The organism is Clostridium sp., assembly GCF_016650035.1.
Lineage (GTDB): Bacteria > Bacillota > Clostridia > Clostridiales > Clostridiaceae > Clostridium_AD.
Map to the genome: position 1 here is coordinate 1 of NZ_JAENWM010000001.1, position 18371 is coordinate 18371.

Here is an 18371-nt window from a genome sequence, read left to right on the forward strand (position 1 = left end):
ATTGATAAGTATATTATATATTATAATAATTATAGGTATCAATGGGACTTAAAAAAAATGACCCCTGTACAATACAGAAATCATCTCTTGTCTTGTTAATCTTCTTTTTTTAGAATGTCCTTGACATAGGTACCAGTTTATAAGAAAGAAATGAAGAAAAAAATGATAAATCCAATGAAGGAACTTATTGATAATGGAACTATAACAAAAGAACAAGAAAAAGAAATACAGAAGATATTACCTAATCATAAACATGGTCACCAGGATAACGAAAAGAACTAGTGGAAACTACCAAGGCACACGCTTTGGTAGTTTTTGCTATGTATTTAATAAAAAAATTATAATTAAAATAATCAGATGTGTTAAAATGATATAGGAAGATAATTAATAAATGTGATTTTAGGGGAGGATTTTTTTATGGCTATTTTAGTATGTGGAGGAGCAGGTTACATTGGAAGTCATATGGTAGCTGAGCTTTTAGAAAAAGGCGAAGAGGTAGTTGTTTTAGATAATTTTCAAAAGGGACATCACGATTCATTACTTGGTGGAAAGCTTTACGCTGGAGATTTAAGAGACGATGTAATACTTAATAAGGTTTTTACGGAGAATAATATAGATGCAGTTATAGATTTTGCGGCAGATTCATTAGTTGGGGAAAGCGTTACGGAGCCCCTAAAGTATTTTGAAAATAACATTGGATCTACTATAAATTTACTTAAGGCTATGAGAGATCATAAAGTTAAATACATAGTGTTTTCTTCTACTGCAGCAACTTATGGAGAGCCGGATAATATTCCTATTCTTGAAGAGGATAAAACTTTTCCAACTAATCCTTATGGGGAATCAAAACTTGCGGTTGAGAAGATTTTAAAATGGTGTGATAATGCTTATGGAATAAAATATACTGCTCTAAGATATTTCAATGCAGCAGGAGCACATGTAAGCGGTAAAATAGGAGAAGATCATAGACCAGAATCTCATTTAATTCCTATTATACTTCAGGTGGCTCTTGGACAAAGAGAAAAAATCATGGTATTTGGGGAGGATTACGATACGGCTGATGGTACTTGTGTTAGAGATTACGTACATGTATCAGACCTTGCCAGTGCTCATCTTCTTGCAGTGAAAAGGCTTAGACGTGGCGCGGATAGCGTAACATGTAATCTTGGAAACGGTAAGGGATTTTCTGTTAAAGAGGTAATAGATGTAACTAGAAAAGTTACGGGAAAGGAGATAAAATCAGAAATGGCACCTAGACGTGCTGGAGATCCTGCAGTACTTATAGCTTCTAGTGAAAAGGCTAAGAAAATTCTTGGATGGGAGCCTAAATGTGATTCATTGCAAACAATAATCGAAACAGCATGGGCGTGGCATGAAGGGCATCCAAATGGGTACGAGAAATAAGTGAGGTCTACTGCATGCCTTGCGATAAGAGCTCGAAACTAGAATTTCTAAAATCAATTTCAATAGTTTTTCTTTTCTTATTGCAATTAACTTTGTAGAAACTTGATAGTTTTGATATTTTACTATAGCCTCACCATAATTCTTTTAGACGGTAGCCTATAGTTTTTTAGTGAATAAAACTAAGATGGTATATCAAAAATGTCATAAACTTCTGGAAATCACTTCTTATTAGCAACAGATATCAGAATAAGGTACGTTAGTGCCTCTATGCGCTGTGGGAATCTAAGGCTTACTCAAACTGTTGCGAAGAAACTCATTTGTACTTTTTAAGAGTTCTGTGTTAAATAATCGAGAAAAAAATATGAAAAAAATAAAAAAATTGTACAAGTTTCCAATGGATGGATTGCATGTACAATTTTTTTGTTTGATTGTAATAATTACTGTTTATTTAGCTAATACTAGTTGCACGCCATATTTGTTTTTAAAATCTTTTTCTTTTTTAGAACATTCAGCAACAGAAGAACTTTTAAGGAATGTAGTTATAGAAATTAATATAATTATATTTCTAAATAACAAATTAATTTTCATAACTTATCTCCTTTCGACGTTTTATTATATTGTTATTTTGCCCGAAAATAAAATTAAAAGACTATTGAATCATAGGAAATTTGCTAAAATTTATACATGGTATAAATGTTAAAACTCAAATAAAACGGAAATTAAATATAAAAAAACAGAGTATATTTTCAATTAAAATATACTCTGAAAAAAAATTGAAATTATTTTGGAATTACCATATCATTTGGAATTTTAAGGCCTGCCATTTTCATTAAGTATAGTGCGTTTCTAGTGGTAGATACACCACTTCTGAGCTTATAATCAAAGTATAATTTATCATCTTTATAGTATTCTTTAAGATGATAATTTTTAACTTTTTTGTTTGTATTCTCTATGTCGCCTAGTTCTAAGTCATGTGTAGATACAAAGCCTAATGCATTCTCGTTACTTAATTTTGTTACCAAAACTGTAGCACCAGTATGTCTATCTATAGAGTTAGTTCCTTTGAAAATTTCATCTAGCAAGAAAAAAATTGGTTCTTTATTTTCTGTAGCACTTACAAGGGTTTTTATTCTTAAAAGCTCTGCATAGAATGAGGAAATATTTTTTTCTAAATTATCACTTGTTCTCATGCAAGTGTATATATCCATAATAGAGCAAATAAAACTTTTTCCACATACGGGAGCGCCAGCATAGGCTAAAACTAAGTTAATTCCTGTAGTTCGAAGTAGTGTGCTTTTTCCAGACATATTAGAACCAGTTATTAATAGAATGTTTTGTGATTTTTCTATGTTAATATCATTATATATTCGGTTGCTTCCAAGTAATGGATGGCCTAAGTTTTGAGCTTTAAAAATAGGGGACCCGGTCTGGAATTTTGGTGTTGCCCAATCGCTGTTCTCATAGGCGATAATTGATAAGCTATTTAAGGCTTCAATTTCACCTATAACTTCTAGCCAAGTCTGTAAAAATGGACCGCTATTTTTTTTAAAGCGCTGCAGATTTATTAAACATTGATAATCCCAAAGAAGGAGGATATTTATAGGCAAATAGTACATGTTTTTTCTATCAGATATTAAGTTTACTAGTTTTACTAATTTTTTTATCTGAGAAGAAGCTGTTACTCCATCCTCATTTACAAGTTTAGCTCTTAATTCTATTAAATACTCAGAGCTAAAGGTCTTTTTTTCTATATGCATAAGCAGTTTATTATATATAAGAATGGTATCTTTATATTGGTGTACAGTGTCCAAACTGAGGCTTATCTCTTTAAATCCAATTGAAAGCAGTATTATATGCAGTACAACGATTATAAGAGCTATTTTATAGGATATAATAGAAAAAATAAAAGATGCCACAAGAAGGGATAGAGTTATTATTGGAAGTGCCCTTACTATAATTATTACCCAGGATTTTAGGAAAAACTCATTTTTATCCTTTACCCATTCATATAATTTCTCTGGGTTATGATTTTTATGTTCGCTAAGGATTGCTTCCGCTTGGAATCTTTGTCTCCATCCAAGAATGCTCGCCAATTCTTTTATAGATTTTTGTCTTTTATATATTTCCTCAATGCTATAAATAGGCTTTGATAGTGCATCCTTTAGTTTTTTTCTTCCAAGATAAGTTATACAGGTGTTTATCCATTGAAAAAGGGAGTTTTCACCAAATATATCTAGGTCTTTAGTGTAATGATGATCTTCATCAGAGAACTCCTCACCATTATCTAAGAAATCCTTCCAATTGTTATTGTTACGTTTTATTGAATTTTCATTAATTTCGCATAAAATAGAGCAACGAATTTTATTGTATTTTAGCTTGTTATGATTAATGGCCAAAAACACAAATATGATTGAGGTGGCAATTATTGCAGAAAGACTTAGGTAATAAGTATTCCGCACATAGAAGAAAACTGTAAAGCCCAGGCCGCTTGCAAAGATCAAAAGCCTTAATAAACCTATAAAACTTATGGCTTCATTTTGTTTTTTTAATAGATAATTGTAATGCTTTTTTTCATTAATATAAAGTGGTTTTTTAGTTTCCATAATATCCTCCTAGGTTCCTCGCTTAGATATATAATATCATACTAAAGGTATTCTCCGCAATTTTCATTATTAGGATAATATGCCCATATTATCGTAAAATAACCGTTAATTCTTTATGAACTCTTTAATTTTCTAGTTGTTTAATCAAGTGATACAATAATCTAGCGCCTTCACCAGTTCCACCTTTTGAACGGTAATCACTGTCTTTATCAGTCCAAGAAGTACCTGCTATGTCAAGGTGTAACCAAGGGTTCTCCCCTACAAATTCACCTATGAATAATCCAGCGGTTATACTACCAGCGTTTGGGCCTCCTACGTTTTTAAGGTCTGCTACATCAGATTTAATTAACTCTTTATATTCATCGAAGGTAGGTAATTTCCAAACCTTCTCATCACATATTTTTGAAGCCATGTCGAGTCTACTAAAAAAGTAATCATTATTTGTAACTACACCAGTAGCTGTGGTACCAAGGGCGTGTAAAACTGACCCAGTTAATGTGGCTATATCCACTACTTTTGTAGCATGCTCTTTTTCAATTATATAATTCACCGCATCTATAAGGGTTAATCTTCCCTCCGCATCAGTATTAAGTACTTCGATGGTTTTGCCACCCATGGAGTTTATTATATCTCCTGGTCTATAACTATTGCCACTAATCATATTTTCACAAGCGGCAACAACTGCAACAACATTTACCTTTGCTTTTAGTTTTGTTACAGCAGTCATGGCACCAATTACCGCAGCTGCTCCACCCATATCAGATTTCATCGTAACCATTCCAGCTGTGGGTTTTATAGACAATCCACCGGAGTCGTACGTAAGTCCTTTACCAACTAAACCTATAATTTCTTCACTGTTTTTAGGGTTGCCGTTATATCTCATTACAATTAATGTTGGTGGATTCGTAGATGCTTTAGCTACTTCTAGAAATGCACTCATATTCAATTCTTTTATTGAGTTTTCATCAAATATCTCCACTTCAAAGCCACATTCATTACCAGCCTTATTAGCTTCATATGCTAGCTCTACGGGCCCTAATAAATTGGCAGGTTCATTTACTAAGGTTCTAGCTAATAAGTTAGCCTGGCCGAGTATTACGCCTTCATTAATACCCTTATCAATGTTTTTTAATTCATCTTCATTGGAATATATTATGTTGAACTCTTCTAAGTCTTTCGGTTTTCTATCCCCTTTATACTTATCAAATGTATAATCTGCCATAACTACTGCTTCAGAAATAGTTCGCATAGTTTCACTGGGATTCATTAGGCTTAGTAAATTGTCAATATTTAAATCAATAGATTTAGATTTAATCTTTGCTGCTTCTTTTACTGATTTTGCTATATTTTTTCGGAGCGTTGCTAGAGTGAAATCTTCTTTTTTTCCAAGCCCAATTAGGATTATATTTTTAGGATATTGATTTCTAAAGAAATTGACGTTATTAAGTTCGCCGTTTTTGCCATTAATGTCTTCGTTTTCTATTATGAAATTGATTTTAGAGAGAGTTTCGCTGTCTAAACCCAAATTCGAATTGTCTAACTTTGAATCCTCAAAAATTGTAATAAGTTTTGTTTGAGCTTCATTATTATATAATTTCATACTTTTGCTATTTAATATCATAATCCTTCACCTTCTCTTTCATTCCTAAATAATCAATATAAAATGATAATGATTATCAAGTAATACTTAATTTAATTTTATCGTTAAAGCTTTATTTTGTCAATGAACTTATTTTTTTATAATCATAGTTGAGCAACAATAATTATGATAAAATAAGGAAAAGGAAGTGACGTGGTGAAAAAGATATACGGAATAATATTTACTGTAGTATCCTCAGCAGCTTTTGGAGTTATGCCGATTTTTGTAAAAATGGCTTATAGTGCTGGTACAAATGTAGTAACAGTAGTATTCCTTAGGTTCTTTTTAGCTGCCTTGATTATACTACCTTATATTATTATTACAAAAAAAGATTTGAGAATAAGTAGGCAAGGGATAATACATATTATTAGTTTGGCCATTATAGGATATTCTGCTTCAGCTTATACACTATTTATATCCTATAATTATATAACAGTGGGGGTAGCTACTACGCTTCATTTTATTTATCCTGTAACAGTAACGGTTTTTGCAGTGATTTTGTACAAAGAAAAATTATACTTTGGTAAAATTTTAGCACTTGGTTTATCCCTTTTGGGAATCTATATGTTAGTGGGAAATAGTGGCGGTGCATTAAATTTTAAAGGGGTAGCTTTTGCTATTAGCTCAGGTTTTTTTTACGCATATTATGTTATTGGAGTTTCACATAGTAAGGTTAATAGGATTGATATTTTTGTGCTAACCTTTTATCTAGCCTTAATAGCTGCGCTTATTCTTTTCACAACGGGAATGATTAGTGGAGGATTAGATTTTAATATGAAACCTTCTGGCTTTTTAGCTTGCGCTGGACTTGCTCTAGTATCTACAGTTTTAGCACTTACGATGTTTTTAAAGGGTATAAAAATCATAGGGCCTTCTAGTGCTGCTATACTAAGCACTTTAGAGCCGATAGTAAGTATTGTACTTGGTGTGTTAATTCTTAAAGAACAGTTGTCATTTAGCATTGTAATTGGAGGCGTGTTGATTTTGTTTTCAGTGCTAATTATTACGCTAGGGCAAAAGGAAAAGTATAGCAAGGGGGATGAGTAAAAATTGAAAATAACTATAACAGGAGATTTATATTCAGGTAAAAGTACTGTTGCTAAGGCTATAAGTGAGACATTGAAGTATACTTATTTTAGTGTAGGTGATTTACAACGGAAATTAGCTATAGAAAATGGAATGTCTATAACAGAGTACAATAAGTATATGCGTGATAATAATTTAGACCATGAGGTTGACAATAAAACTATGGAAATTGGAAGAGATAAGGATAATTTTATTTTTGATGCTAGGCTTGCGTGGAATTTTATACCGGATTCTTTTAAGATTTATTTGAAAGTAGATGTAGATGTTTCGGTGCAGCGGGCTATGAAAGATGATAGGGGTAATTCAGAGAGGTATGCGCAGGTGCAGGATGCTAAGGATAATATAATTGAGAGAAGAAGGCTTGAAGTTAGTAGATTTAAGGATATTTATGATGTTGATATTGGTGACGAGAGTAATTATGATTTAGTTATAGATACTTCGCATGTTAGTACGGAAGCGGTTATACGGGAAATATTGGAGGGGATAAAGGAGTATTAATTTGTATATCCCATCATATATATTATATATGCAAAGGGGTGATGGAGATGAGCATGAGTAACAAAGGTATTAAAGGTATTAAACAGGATGGTATGGTGAGAATATTTTTAGGCGTTTTTACATTTATCATTATCTTTTTAATAAGCTTGATTATACCTAAAAGTGCTAGGGCAGACAATAATGGAGGATATAAAAACTACTTTTATGTTAATGTTGTTAATAATGTATTATCTGTAATACAACCATCAGACAGTGAAATTAACATGAAGACTGCAGCATTATCGTTTTTAGGAATTGACGTTTTAAATCCTATAACAATAATAGCAAAAGAGGTTTCATATTTAGATCTAAATAAAGTTAGTAGTGAGGTAAATAGTGAGAGTAATGAGGATGGAAATTTAATAACATTTATTCTTAACCCCTTTAACTTAGATGATAAGCAAGTAACTAGGTCTAACGCAAAAAGCAACGGAATTAATGTGATTGCAGACCTCTATAATCCTAGCTTAAAACAAACTCTAAATAAAGCAAAACCGCGAGTATTAATATATCATTCTCATGCAACTGAATCTTATCTCGCCTCAGAAAAAGATACAACTAAAAGTGCCTTTAATATGGATTTAACAAAAAATGTATGCGCTGTAGGAAATGTAATAAAAGAAGAACTAGAAAAAAATTATGGAATTGCAGTTATACACGATGAGACATTGCATAATGTAGGGGATTATAATGGGTCTTACAAAAAATCTGGAATTACTGTAGATAAGTATTTAAAGGCGTATGGAGATTTTGATTTAATTATTGATTTACATAGAGATGGTATAGAAAATAAGAATTTAGTAACCACTAAAATAAACGGCAAAAACGTTGCCCAGATTATGTTTGTAATGGCAAAGGGAAACCCTAGATATGCCAAGCAGAAAAATCTAGTAGATTCTATGATAGGAATATCAAATAAAATATACCCGAATCTTTTAAAGGATATAGAAATTGGTACTGTTAACCGCGGAATTGCTTTTTATAACCAAAATAAAAGTGACAATGCCGTGTTAATAGAAGTAGGTACATATACTAATACTATTGCCGAAGTTAAAAATACTGGTATGTATTTATCGAGAATATTTGCAGAGCAACTAAATGGTAAAAAGTGATAAATAATAAAAAAGACTTTAACATAAATCCTCAAATTAATTAATACTATTAATAGTGATTAAATAAACAAAGAGGGGGATTTAGAATGGGAAAACAAAATCGTGGAAGTGCACTGTGGAATTTGCCATCAAGGGGAAGAGGGACTTGTCCTATATGTAAAACTGAAAGGATTAAATTATTATATGAGTTAACTAATGGCAGTGGTGAGAAAGTTGTGGTTTGTAAAAGATGTCAACATAAAAAAGTGGAATAAAAATATTATGAAAATTCTTCCTTTGCTAAAATATAATGGGTAAGTTATACTATTATAAATAATGGAGGTGTTTTTGTGAACGTTGATTTTTCTAATTTTAATCTCAATACCATTATTATGGTTGTGTTAGCCATATTACTTGTGTATCTTGGTATTTCGGTATTTAAAATGATTGGAAGGATACTAAGTCTTACTATTGGTATATTCCTTTTAATATATGTGCTTAAACAAATAGGTATTTCAATCCCTATATTAACGGATATTCTAGAAATTCTATTGCAAGTTCTAAATCCACTTATAAATATAATAATAAATTTATTTTCTTCTGTAAGTATTTAGTTCTAGCTTAGGCTAGAAAATTCAAAAAAGTAAGTAAAGAGAGCTAATGAAAAAACCACCAAAATACTTGGTGGTTTTTTCGTGGTTAATTTAATTTAAAATCCAAAACAATTTATATAAAGTTTATAAATACTGAAACCCATTTCACATAAAATCATGTGATATACTTAAAAGTGTTTTAAAAGAAATGTGGTTACTTGGAGGTTTTGAATGTATAAATTAATAGCATTAGATATGGATGGAACATTATTGAATGATAAAAAACAAATTTCACTAGCTAATTATAATGCAATACAACAAGCTAGGGATAATGGAGTAAAAGTTGTACTAGCATCAGGAAGACCTTTAGTTGGTTTTGAAAAATATTTGGAAGAACTTGACTTAATTTCTAAAGATGATTACGCAGTAGCTTTTAACGGAGCTCTTGTTCAAAGCTCCGAAGGTGGAGAAATAGTATCAAAAACAACATTAACCATTGATGATTATAAATATTTGTATGAGTTAAGTAAAGAGCTTAAAGTTAACATACATGCATTAACAGAGACTACGGTAATTTCTCCTTATGACAGCAAATACACAAGAAATGAAGCATATATGAATGGTATTTCAAGAGAAATATCTGATGTTTATGATGTACCTGCTGATACAACTATAGTGAAAGTTATGTTTGTGGACGAGCCGGAAATTATAGAAGAAATAATGAATATGATTCCAGAAGAGGTAAGTGATAAGTATACAATAGTTAGAAGCGCACCATTCTACTTAGAGTTTCTTCATAAATCTGTTAATAAAGGTGCAGGAGTAGCAGCTTTGGCGAAAAAATTAAATATCAAACAAGAAGAGGTTATATGCATAGGAGATGCAGGTAACGATATTCATATGATTAAATATGCAGGACTTGGCGTTGCAATGGGAAATGCATTTCCTGAGGTTAAAAAAATCGCTAATTTTATAACTAAAACCAATGAGGAAGATGGAGTAGCACATGTTATTAATAAATTCGTTTTAAAGGGTGAAAAAAGTTTAAGAAGTATAGCGAATATTATTTAATAATAATTGTTGACAAATAATAAAAACAGATATATAATAAGTTCATACAAACTTCTGGTATTGATACTCTTTACTCCCCCCAGATTAAAAAATATTAATAATAGAAGAATCCCCCCCTTTTTAAATGAATATAGAAAAACTGGTAAATGTCCAATTTACCAGTTTTTTTTTGCCATAATAACTATTCTTTTTTTAATAAAATCCTTTCATTTTCACCCCGTTGCTTGGCTGGATGTCTTTAATGTTTTCTAATCCAGTAGATCCTATATTATTTAACTCTTTTATTTTATTTGATTTTTCGATTTTAGCACGTTCTGGATTAAGATAATCATTATTATTTTGTTTATTATGATTTTTATGTCCCATAAAAGTCCTCCTTTTTTATTTTTATTTTATACTTTTTAAGTGTTTATAATACTATGAGATAGTTGGAACTAAATATATAAAAGATATTAAAAGTTATATTGTGTACATGATGGATTTAATAGTGAAAAATATTTTTAAATTAAGAAAAACCACCAAAATCTCTAGGATTTTGGTGGTTTTTCTTTGTTGAAATATTCAAATTGCCATGAGAGGAGCCTCAACCAGTGTTGAGGTTGCCCCAACGTTGGTGGGGGTGGTGCCTAGATTAATTCCAGTACTTCTTTTAGTGATTTTGAATCCTCGATGGCGCTTATTAGTTTTGCTGAAGATTTGTTATCTCCTATTATTATACCGCCAGTTATGATATTTTCAGTGAAGAATAATTTTTTGTATATTTTATTTTCCTTATCATTTGTGCTAAGAGCTTTAGATGCATCGCTAGAAATTACGCCTACAGATAATAGTTCGAGGCCCATTGCATTAAAGGAAATTACACCTAGGGATGGAACGTAGATTTGAATCTCGCCTACTGCGTTCATACCGGCAGCTTTTCCCATTTCTATAGCGGCAGGCCAATTGCCATATACTCTACCGTTAAATTCTGCAATGTCTCCGCAGGCATAAATATCTTTAATATTAGTTTCCATATTTTCGTTTATTAGTATGCCTTTATTAGTTTTTATATTAGTATTATCGGCTATATTTTTATTTGGTGCAATACCTGTTGAAAATAGCACAAGATCTGCGTCTAGTGTTTTTCCGCTTTTAAGCATAACGGAGGTAACAGAGGTTTCACCTTGTATAGCTGTTACGGAATCAGAAAGTATAACTTCAATGTTTTGGTTTTCAACTGCAGTTTTAAGTATAAGGCTACCTTCACTATCTAGTTGCCTACCAAGTAGAGAAGCGCTAAATTCAACTACGGAAACATTAAGACCAGAGCTTTTAATTTCATGAGCTGCTTCAAGTCCCAAAAGTCCACCACCTACAATTACTACTTTTTTAGCGGTTTTCATTTTATTTTTAATAGCCTCTAAATCTTTTAAATTTCTTAAAGTGAATACACCTTCTTTATCTACTCCATCTACAGGAATCATAAAGTTTTTACTACCATTTGCTAGTATGAGTTTGTCATAACTTACAGACGTGCCGCTTACAAGTAATATTTGTTTTTCCTCAGGGTTTAAGCTTTTAACGGTTACCCCTAAGGTAAGGTTTATGTTATTATCCACATACCACTCTTTTGGAGATAGGTAAAAACTTTCATCTTTAAGGTCTTCACTTATTCCATCAGAAATAGCAGGCCTGTAATAGGTTAAGAAATCTTCGTCTGAGATTATTTCTATTTCGCATTGTTTATTTCTTTTTCTTATGGCGTCCGCAGCATAATATCCAGCGGCACCGTTACCGATGATTACAAATTTTTCTTTTTTATCGGAACTAAAGGTCACTACGTCTTCGGATATTTGAATGAATTGATCAGCACTTGCACCACAAACAGGACATATGTCAGGTGGTTTTGGTCCATCGAATTCTTCGTTACAAACTAAACATTTCCATCTTTTTTCTGTGGAAGGTTTAGTAGGGCAGGTATTTGTTTTGGTCTTTTCGGCTATTTTTTCTGCGAATGACGCTCCAAATTTATATGCCAAGTTTAAATCTTTTTCTGAAGGCTTAAACTTGAATTTCATTGAAGGATATAAATCTAGTTTGATTTGTTTTAATCTATCTTCTATATTAGAAACAGCTTCTCCACTCCAACCATAAGAACCAAATGCAGAGGCTACTTTTCCACCATGAACTATAGGGTTTAGTTTTGTTAAAATATCCCATATAGGTTCTAAAGCATCTCCGTTTATTGTAGGAGAACCGAAAAGTATTCCTTCGGATTTATCTATACTGCTTAAAATATCATTCATATCATGATGAATAACATCATAAGCCTTAACTTTGAAATTACAATTAGAGTTTATTCCTTCTTCTATTTTTTTAGCTATCGACTCAGTATATCCATAGGCAGAAACATAACAGATGGTAACTTGTGGCTCTGTGGAGACTTCGTAAGGTTTACTCCACTCTTTGTATTTGTTTACAATACTCCAAGGGTCTTCTCTTAAAATAGGTCCATGTCCTGGGCATATTATATCTACTGTAAGGTCTTTTATTTTATCTATAGCTTTTAACACATATGGTTTAAAGGGTCCCATAATAGAGTCAAAATAGTATTTTAAAGATTCATTATAATCTTCTTGGCTACTATTTAAATCATTATACATATCTTCATTACAGTAATGACTTCCAAAAGAATCGCAAGTTATAAGCAGTTTATCTTCTGCAACATAGGTGTATATGGAATCTGGCCAGTGTAGGAATGGGGCAGATATAAAGGATAAGGTTTTATTTCCAAGACTTATAGTATCTCCGTCTCCTACTATTATGTACTCGAAATCTCTATTTATAATTTCCTTAAGGAATTTAATTGCAGCAGCTGAACCTACAACTTTGGCATTTTTAGAAATTTCTAAAAGTTTTCCAACTGAGCCTGCATGATCTGGCTCGGTATGATCTACTACGATGTAATCAATTGCTTCTATATTAATATCTAATGATTTTAACCGTTCCAGATATTCATCGAAAAATTTCTCTTTTACTGTTTCGAATACTGCAGTTTTTTCACTGCCTTTAACTACATAAGAGTTATATGTAGTACCAAAAGGGGTGTACATGATTATATCAAAAATTCTAAGTTTGCGATCTAATGCACCTACCCAATATATATCTTTTTTAACTTCTAATGCATTCATTAACATCTCTCCTTTAATAATTATCTAAGAATAACGATTATCATTTATATTATAATATAAGAATATTTAGAAAGCAATAACAAATTCCCGTAAATTCTCAAATTATGCATTCAATTTTGTTTTACAGTGGGAGGTTTTTATGCTATAGTTTTTAATGATTGTATAGTTTTTTATTGGTGAGCCAAGACAGCATCATGTGGTTGACATTTAAAAGAATAATTTATATTTAAGGAGATAATATATGAATTGGTTAAAAGTAGTATTGTTTTCAGCAGTGCCTCTTGCAGAGATGAAATTTGCTATACCATTTGGAATATACGAGGGTATTAATCCAATAACAGTGTTCTTTTTAGCATTTGTTGGGAGTTTGCTTCCCGTTCCATTTATACTGATATTTTTCAATAAAATATTTGATTTTCTAGGGAAATATAAGTTCTTTAGTGGCTTTTATAATTTAATAGACAGGAAAATAAGCAAGAATAGAGGTAGATTTGAAAAGTTTGAAGAAGTTGCACTTATAGCTTTTATTGCCATACCACTTCCTACTACGGGAGTTTGGACAGGAACTGCAGTAGCTGCTTTTTTAAAGTTGGATTTTAAGAAATCTGTTATGTGTGCAGTTATAGGATCTTTCATATGTGGAATTATAGTTACGTTTTTAAGTTTAGCTTTTCCAGCTTTTTTGAAAATGTTATAATTACCATCCTTTACCTAAGCGGTAAAGGATTTTTTTAGTGCGGGCGTATACTTTTTTAGTGTACGCCCATGCTTATTTGTTAAAAATAGTAATAGTTAGTATAACTTAATGACAAATCATGTTAAAATATAGTATATATAAGATATATTTAAATTGAATAATTTTAATTATAAATAACATAAGTTAAAGGGGGCTAAGTAATGGATATAAAGAAATTTGAGGAATTTAGGGCGATGATTCTGGATAATGTGGGTAAAGTTATAGTTGGTAAAGGGGATACTATTGAGAAAGTTATAGTATGTTTTATATGTTCTGGGCATGTGCTTATTGAGGATGTTCCTGGACTGGGGAAAACTAAGCTTGCAAAAAGTCTTTCAAGAACTATGAATTGCAGTTTTAAGAGAATACAGTTCACTCCAGACTTGCTTCCTTCTGATTTAACAGGGATATATTATTATAATCAAAAGAAAGAGGACTTTGAGTTTAGGTCCGGGCCGCTTTTAAGTCAATTTGTTTTAGCTGATGAAATTAATAGAGCTACACCTAGAACACAGTCAGCACTTTTAGAGTGTATGGAAGAGGGACAAATAACTGTGGAGGGTAATACTATAAAACTTGAAAGGCCATTTTTTGTAATAGCTACTCAAAATCCAGTGGAACAGTTTGGAACGTTCCCGCTTCCAGAAGCACAACTAGATAGATTTTTCATGAAAATTTCCATGGGCTACCCTGATGCGAGTGAAGAGAAGACAATGATGAATAGATTTATGAAAGTGGATCCTATGGATGACCTTATGGCAGTGGTTACGATGGAAGACATAGCTTATGTTCAAAATAATTATACTATGGTACATGTAAGCGAGGAAATAAAAGATTATATAATAGAAATAGTAAAGGCTACAAGAAGTCATAGAGAGATAGAACTTGGATGTAGCCCTAGAGCCACTCTAAACATGATGAAGGGAAGTCAAGCACTTGCTGCTATACGTGGAAGAGACTATGTGATTCCTGAGGATGTTAAGGAACTGGCAATTCCCATTTTAAGCCATAGATTAATGCTTAAAAACGAACTTAGTTCAGGAAATAAGAGTAAATCTATTATAGAGGAAATAATAAGTACGATTAAAGCTCCACTAGAAACGTTGTAGGGGGAGAGTTATGTTTATACGATTTGCTTTAATGCTGTCCATACTTGCTATTATCTCTTTAACTTCTGACTTTACACGAAGAAAAGGCTTTTGTAATCTCAAAATAACTAGAAGTATCAATAAAGATAGAATGAATCCTAATGAAGAATTCACATTAACTACAACTATTGAAAATAATAAAAGGCTGCCCATATCATTTTTAACGTTGAGGGAAAAAATGCCGGCAGCTATAGAGTTCGTATCAGACACCGTTAAAGCTTCAAAAGGAGATGACTTATGGCGTTTAAGTAAATACACTATAGGTTGGTACCAAAGAAAAAGAAGGACGTATAAATTGAAGTGCAACCTTCGTGGAACCTATGTTTTAAAAGATATTGACGTTACTGTAGGGGATTTATTTGGATACTCTTCAGAAACCAAAACTGTAGGAGACTTTTTAGAATTTTTGGTTTATCCTGAAATTATTGATATAAATAATCTGGAATTTGTAAACACTAATATACAAGGTGATACTTGTGTAAAAAGGTGGATTCATAAGGACCCATTATATATTAAGGGCATAAGAGAATATAACGTAGAGGATAGAATGAGGGATATTCATTGGAAATCTAGTTTGAAGATGGACAGGCTCATGGTAAAAGAATATGATTTTACTTCAGATAGGGAGATTACTATCATTGTTAATGGTCAATGTGGAGAACCTTATTGGGCCAGTATTCAACCACTATTTATAGAGAATGGGATTAAAGTGGCAGCTTCACTCGCATCGTTTGCTATTAAACAAGGAGTTCCAGTAGGAATGTGGACTAATTCTCAATTGATAGGCGTTCAAAGAAAAGAATCTTGTGAAGTTTACCCGGATATTAATGCACTTAAGAAAATAATGGAACTAAGTGCAAGGATGAGCTATACAGTTAACCTGAAATTTAGCGATTATTTAAGGGGGAAAATATCAGGATTTAGTCCTAATTGTACTTATGTAATTATTACGCCTTATTTAGATGAAGGTAGTGTTTTTATTTTATCTAAACTTAAAAGGCGGGGAATTTTAATTAAAATCATAGATGTTTCCACAAATGGTACTGTTGACTGCATTTCAGGTGTTGAAAAGATAAATTATAAAGGGGAGATGTAACTATGAGCGAGTATAGAAAAGTCAAGAGTATATATAGTATAAGCTTTGTTACTATTTCTTTTATAATTTGGTCAACTTTAAGTAAATGGTTATTTCAAAATCCAGTAGAGTATAAACTGTTCTTAATTTGTTCCTGTGTTGTGCTTTTTACCCAGTATATTGCCACTGCGCGGCACAATAAAATCCTTGTTATTTTGCCTTTGGGAGTTAGCATTATAGCTTCTGTAATGTTTTTTAACGGGCAAGCTATTATGTTAAATACGATTTATTTGTTATTTGCAACTTTTACAATTTATTTTTTGGAGGGTGCACCTATAGATCATTCTCAATATAAAGAAGATATAAATAAGTCTATGGTTCTACTTATATTCATATGGATCATTTCATTTAGATTGGGTATAGATTTTGTAGATGAAATTTATAAATTTCATATTCTCTATATAATTATGATTATAATACTTATGAGAGAAACGCAAAGATATGTACATGATATTAAAAGCAAAACTTCAATGGTTACAAATATAATAATAGGAATCTCAGTGCTTACTTTATCTTTAGATTATGCTGGCAAAATTGTTAAAGGATTATTAGATATACTTAAGGATTTAGTAGATTTTGTATTGATTATAATACTAACAATTCTGTCTAAGATTTTTGGACCTGCAATGGGATCAATTTCTGGGCTTAATTTGAAAAATCCGGATGAAAGTATATTAGGCGAACCTACAATAAACAATGGACCTATAATTGAAGGCCTTCCAATTGATAAACCAGAAATTGCACAGGCTGAGCTTCAACTACAGCCTATACTTATTTTAGTTTTTAAAATTGTAATCGTACTAATTATTTTATATGTGTTATATAAATTTTTAACAAGATTTAGAAGTAAAGCAGAAACATATAATGGATTTATAGAAGAGAAGGAAAGAATTGTTGTGAAAAACAAGAAAAAGCATTGGATCAAAGGTTTATTTGGTAAGATAGGTTCAGGCGGGGGTAGCAATAGGGAAAAAATTCTTTATACTTATAAAGGTTTTGAGAAAATAACGAAGCAAGCTGATATTTATAAGACTTACATGACGGCTACACAGCTGAAAAATGTAACTAAAGTTGTTGTGGATAATTTTGATGATTTAGAAGAGATGACAGCAGCCTATAACGAGGCAAAATTTTCAGTACATGATATCACTGAGGATAAAGTGCAACAGGTTAAAAATGGGAGCAAAAATATTAAGAGGCAGTTGTAGGGAAAATTGTATTAGGGTTATAGCATTATTGGAATAATATGTAAATAAATTACTCTTAACAAAGAAAAATAGCAAAAAGTAAAAGGTAAAAATTTACATATTATATAATGCTATTAAATAATGACTAAAATAATAAATTGCATAGGAGGTTGTTATGCTAAATTTTTACAAAATATCTAACTAATTGGTAATTGATAGCGTTTTAAAATGATAGTTCCAAATTATCAAGAGAATATTCACTATTTAATAAAAAAACTTTTGTATATATTTATTATAATTTCGACAAAATAAACTAGTGAATTTAAAGGGCGATGATTTAATATTCCTTGAAAACTATTACAATATGGCGAGTGGGGGTTTAAGTTGTCAGTTTAAAGAGATAATATTGTATTACCCTAATGCATAGTATGACAGATTTTTCTGAAAGACAATGTTAACATAAATTTAATAACAAAGTATGGGGGGATCATATATGATAATTATTGAAAATTTATCTAAAAAATTGACAGAGAATGATGTAAAACATAATTATTTTTACAGAATGGTAAAAAGTGAGATGTCTGTTTCGATGTATGGTGAACTTACTCAGGTACAAGCTTATGGTATTGAAATAGAAAGACAAGACATACTTGATGATACAGTTGTGTTTATTGAAAGGGATTGTGTAGAAAACATAAGTCCACAAAGACATAAAGTTAAAAATCTATTAAAAATGTTATATGATAATAACGTATCACCTATTCACATGATTGATATATTGGGTGACTATATTGATGATTATATTGTTGATTTCGATGAAATGTTAAAGAATATAGGCACTTGTTAATAATATGAATATACTAACATATTGAGGAAATTTCTCCCCTCTATGAGGAGACTTGTCCTTTTTTTTGTTATATAACGAAATGTTTGTAAGCATAGTTAAAATATTATATGGATGGTACTATAAA

Annotated in this window: 19 protein-coding genes; 14 read left to right on the forward strand and 5 right to left on the reverse strand. The window is 31.3% G+C overall.

Going from position 1 to position 18371, the window contains the following annotated elements; translation table 11 throughout:
* The 3 genes from JJD95_RS00005 to galE all read left to right on the forward strand — a co-directional run.
* A partial coding sequence (locus JJD95_RS00005) for an IS3 family transposase (RefSeq protein WP_291639266.1) occupies positions 1–99 on the forward strand: 99 nt, incomplete at its 5' end.
* 51 nt (positions 100–150) lie between these two features.
* Positions 151–282 (forward strand): hypothetical protein, encoded by a 132-nt coding sequence (locus JJD95_RS00010; protein WP_291639067.1) that lies wholly within the window; start codon positions 151–153, stop codon positions 280–282.
* A gap of 135 nt (positions 283–417) precedes the next feature.
* Complete coding sequence (gene galE, locus JJD95_RS00015) at positions 418–1404, forward strand: UDP-glucose 4-epimerase GalE (RefSeq protein ID WP_291639069.1); 987 nt, start codon at positions 418–420, stop codon at positions 1402–1404.
* Between the two features lie 444 nt (positions 1405–1848).
* On the opposite strand, the gene JJD95_RS00020 is transcribed toward galE, so the two are convergent.
* The 3 genes from JJD95_RS00020 to JJD95_RS00030 all read right to left on the reverse strand — a co-directional run bounded on the left by JJD95_RS00020 (position 1849) and on the right by JJD95_RS00030 (position 5607).
* Positions 1849–1992 carry a hypothetical protein gene (locus tag JJD95_RS00020; protein ID WP_291639071.1) on the reverse strand — a complete coding sequence of 48 codons (144 nt, stop codon included), beginning with the start codon at positions 1990–1992 and terminating at the stop codon, positions 1849–1851.
* Between the two features lie 191 nt (positions 1993–2183).
* On the reverse strand, positions 2184–4007 hold the full coding sequence (locus JJD95_RS00025; protein ID WP_291639073.1) for a MutS family DNA mismatch repair protein: 1824 nt from the start codon (positions 4005–4007) through the stop codon (positions 2184–2186).
* 124 nt (positions 4008–4131) lie between these two features.
* The gene (locus tag JJD95_RS00030) at positions 4132–5607 is read right to left on the reverse strand and encodes a leucyl aminopeptidase (protein ID WP_291639074.1); all 1476 of its coding nucleotides are present in this window, start codon (positions 5605–5607) and stop codon (positions 4132–4134) included.
* 195 nt (positions 5608–5802) lie between these two features.
* Between JJD95_RS00030 and JJD95_RS00035 the strand changes: the two genes are divergently transcribed.
* From JJD95_RS00035 to yidA, 6 genes are all read left to right on the forward strand, one after another.
* Positions 5803–6693: a DMT family transporter gene (locus JJD95_RS00035; protein WP_291639076.1), complete on the forward strand. Its 891-nt coding sequence runs from the start codon at positions 5803–5805 to the stop codon at positions 6691–6693.
* 3 nt (positions 6694–6696) lie between these two features.
* Positions 6697–7230, forward strand: coding sequence for a (d)CMP kinase (gene cmk, locus JJD95_RS00040; RefSeq protein ID WP_291639079.1), 534 nt, complete (start codon positions 6697–6699; stop codon positions 7228–7230).
* A gap of 53 nt (positions 7231–7283) precedes the next feature.
* A complete protein-coding gene (locus tag JJD95_RS00045; RefSeq protein ID WP_291639081.1) occupies positions 7284–8381 on the forward strand; it encodes a stage II sporulation protein P in 1098 nt (365 codons plus the stop codon).
* An 86-nt stretch (positions 8382–8467) separates the two neighbouring features.
* Positions 8468–8635: a hypothetical protein gene (locus JJD95_RS00050; RefSeq protein WP_291639083.1), complete on the forward strand. Its 168-nt coding sequence runs from the start codon at positions 8468–8470 to the stop codon at positions 8633–8635.
* Between the two features lie 75 nt (positions 8636–8710).
* The gene (locus JJD95_RS00055) at positions 8711–8974 is read left to right on the forward strand and encodes a hypothetical protein (RefSeq protein WP_291639085.1); all 264 of its coding nucleotides are present in this window, start codon (positions 8711–8713) and stop codon (positions 8972–8974) included.
* A 210-nt stretch (positions 8975–9184) separates the two neighbouring features.
* Positions 9185–10024 carry a sugar-phosphatase gene (yidA, locus tag JJD95_RS00060; RefSeq protein WP_291639087.1) on the forward strand — a complete coding sequence of 280 codons (840 nt, stop codon included), beginning with the start codon at positions 9185–9187 and terminating at the stop codon, positions 10022–10024.
* Between the two features lie 192 nt (positions 10025–10216).
* Here the strand turns inward: yidA and JJD95_RS00065 are convergent, their stop codons facing one another.
* Together JJD95_RS00065 and JJD95_RS00070 are read right to left on the reverse strand one after the other, a co-directional pair.
* Positions 10217–10390: a hypothetical protein gene (locus JJD95_RS00065; protein WP_291639089.1), complete on the reverse strand. Its 174-nt coding sequence runs from the start codon at positions 10388–10390 to the stop codon at positions 10217–10219.
* Between the two features lie 260 nt (positions 10391–10650).
* Positions 10651–13194: an FAD-dependent oxidoreductase gene (locus JJD95_RS00070; RefSeq protein ID WP_291639091.1), complete on the reverse strand. Its 2544-nt coding sequence runs from the start codon at positions 13192–13194 to the stop codon at positions 10651–10653.
* 241 nt (positions 13195–13435) lie between these two features.
* On the opposite strand from JJD95_RS00070, the gene JJD95_RS00075 reads away from it, so the two are divergent.
* The 5 genes from JJD95_RS00075 to JJD95_RS00095 all read left to right on the forward strand — a co-directional run bounded on the left by JJD95_RS00075 (position 13436) and on the right by JJD95_RS00095 (position 18247).
* On the forward strand, positions 13436–13891 hold the full coding sequence (locus JJD95_RS00075) for a small multi-drug export protein (protein WP_291639093.1): 456 nt from the start codon (positions 13436–13438) through the stop codon (positions 13889–13891).
* Positions 13892–14091: 200 nt separating this feature from the next.
* The gene (locus tag JJD95_RS00080) at positions 14092–15039 is read left to right on the forward strand and encodes a MoxR family ATPase (RefSeq protein WP_291639095.1); all 948 of its coding nucleotides are present in this window, start codon (positions 14092–14094) and stop codon (positions 15037–15039) included.
* Between the two features lie 10 nt (positions 15040–15049).
* A complete protein-coding gene (locus JJD95_RS00085) occupies positions 15050–16174 on the forward strand; it encodes a DUF58 domain-containing protein (protein WP_291639097.1) in 1125 nt (374 codons plus the stop codon).
* Positions 16175–16176: 2 nt separating this feature from the next.
* Positions 16177–17421, forward strand: coding sequence for a hypothetical protein (locus tag JJD95_RS00090; protein WP_291639099.1), 1245 nt, complete (start codon positions 16177–16179; stop codon positions 17419–17421).
* 472 nt (positions 17422–17893) lie between these two features.
* Entirely contained in the window at positions 17894–18247 is a 354-nt protein-coding gene (locus tag JJD95_RS00095) for a DUF6514 family protein (RefSeq protein WP_291639102.1), read from the forward strand.
* Positions 18248–18371: the final 124 nt, after the last annotated feature.

Excerpts from the sequence above, each read along its gene's own strand:
- JJD95_RS00010 (WP_291639067.1), top strand. The coding sequence starts at position 151 with ATGAAGAAAAAAATGATAAATCCAATGAAGGAACTTATTGATAATGGA.
- galE (WP_291639069.1), top strand. The coding sequence starts at position 418 with ATGGCTATTTTAGTATGTGGAGGAGCAGGTTACATTGGAAGTCATATG.
- JJD95_RS00020 (WP_291639071.1), bottom strand. The coding sequence starts at position 1,992 with ATGAAAATTAATTTGTTATTTAGAAATATAATTATATTAATTTCTATA.
- JJD95_RS00025 (WP_291639073.1), bottom strand. The coding sequence starts at position 4,007 with ATGGAAACTAAAAAACCACTTTATATTAATGAAAAAAAGCATTACAAT.
- JJD95_RS00030 (WP_291639074.1), bottom strand. The coding sequence starts at position 5,607 with ATGAAATTATATAATAATGAAGCTCAAACAAAACTTATTACAATTTTT.
- JJD95_RS00045 (WP_291639081.1), top strand. The coding sequence starts at position 7,284 with ATGAGTAACAAAGGTATTAAAGGTATTAAACAGGATGGTATGGTGAGA.
- JJD95_RS00050 (WP_291639083.1), top strand. The coding sequence starts at position 8,468 with ATGGGAAAACAAAATCGTGGAAGTGCACTGTGGAATTTGCCATCAAGG.
- yidA (WP_291639087.1), top strand. The coding sequence starts at position 9,185 with ATGTATAAATTAATAGCATTAGATATGGATGGAACATTATTGAATGAT.
- JJD95_RS00065 (WP_291639089.1), bottom strand. The coding sequence starts at position 10,390 with ATGGGACATAAAAATCATAATAAACAAAATAATAATGATTATCTTAAT.
- JJD95_RS00070 (WP_291639091.1), bottom strand. The coding sequence starts at position 13,194 with ATGAATGCATTAGAAGTTAAAAAAGATATATATTGGGTAGGTGCATTA.
- JJD95_RS00075 (WP_291639093.1), top strand. The coding sequence starts at position 13,436 with ATGAATTGGTTAAAAGTAGTATTGTTTTCAGCAGTGCCTCTTGCAGAG.
- JJD95_RS00080 (WP_291639095.1), top strand. The coding sequence starts at position 14,092 with ATGGATATAAAGAAATTTGAGGAATTTAGGGCGATGATTCTGGATAAT.
- JJD95_RS00085 (WP_291639097.1), top strand. The coding sequence starts at position 15,050 with ATGTTTATACGATTTGCTTTAATGCTGTCCATACTTGCTATTATCTCT.
- JJD95_RS00090 (WP_291639099.1), top strand. The coding sequence starts at position 16,177 with ATGAGCGAGTATAGAAAAGTCAAGAGTATATATAGTATAAGCTTTGTT.
- JJD95_RS00095 (WP_291639102.1), top strand. The coding sequence starts at position 17,894 with ATGATAATTATTGAAAATTTATCTAAAAAATTGACAGAGAATGATGTA.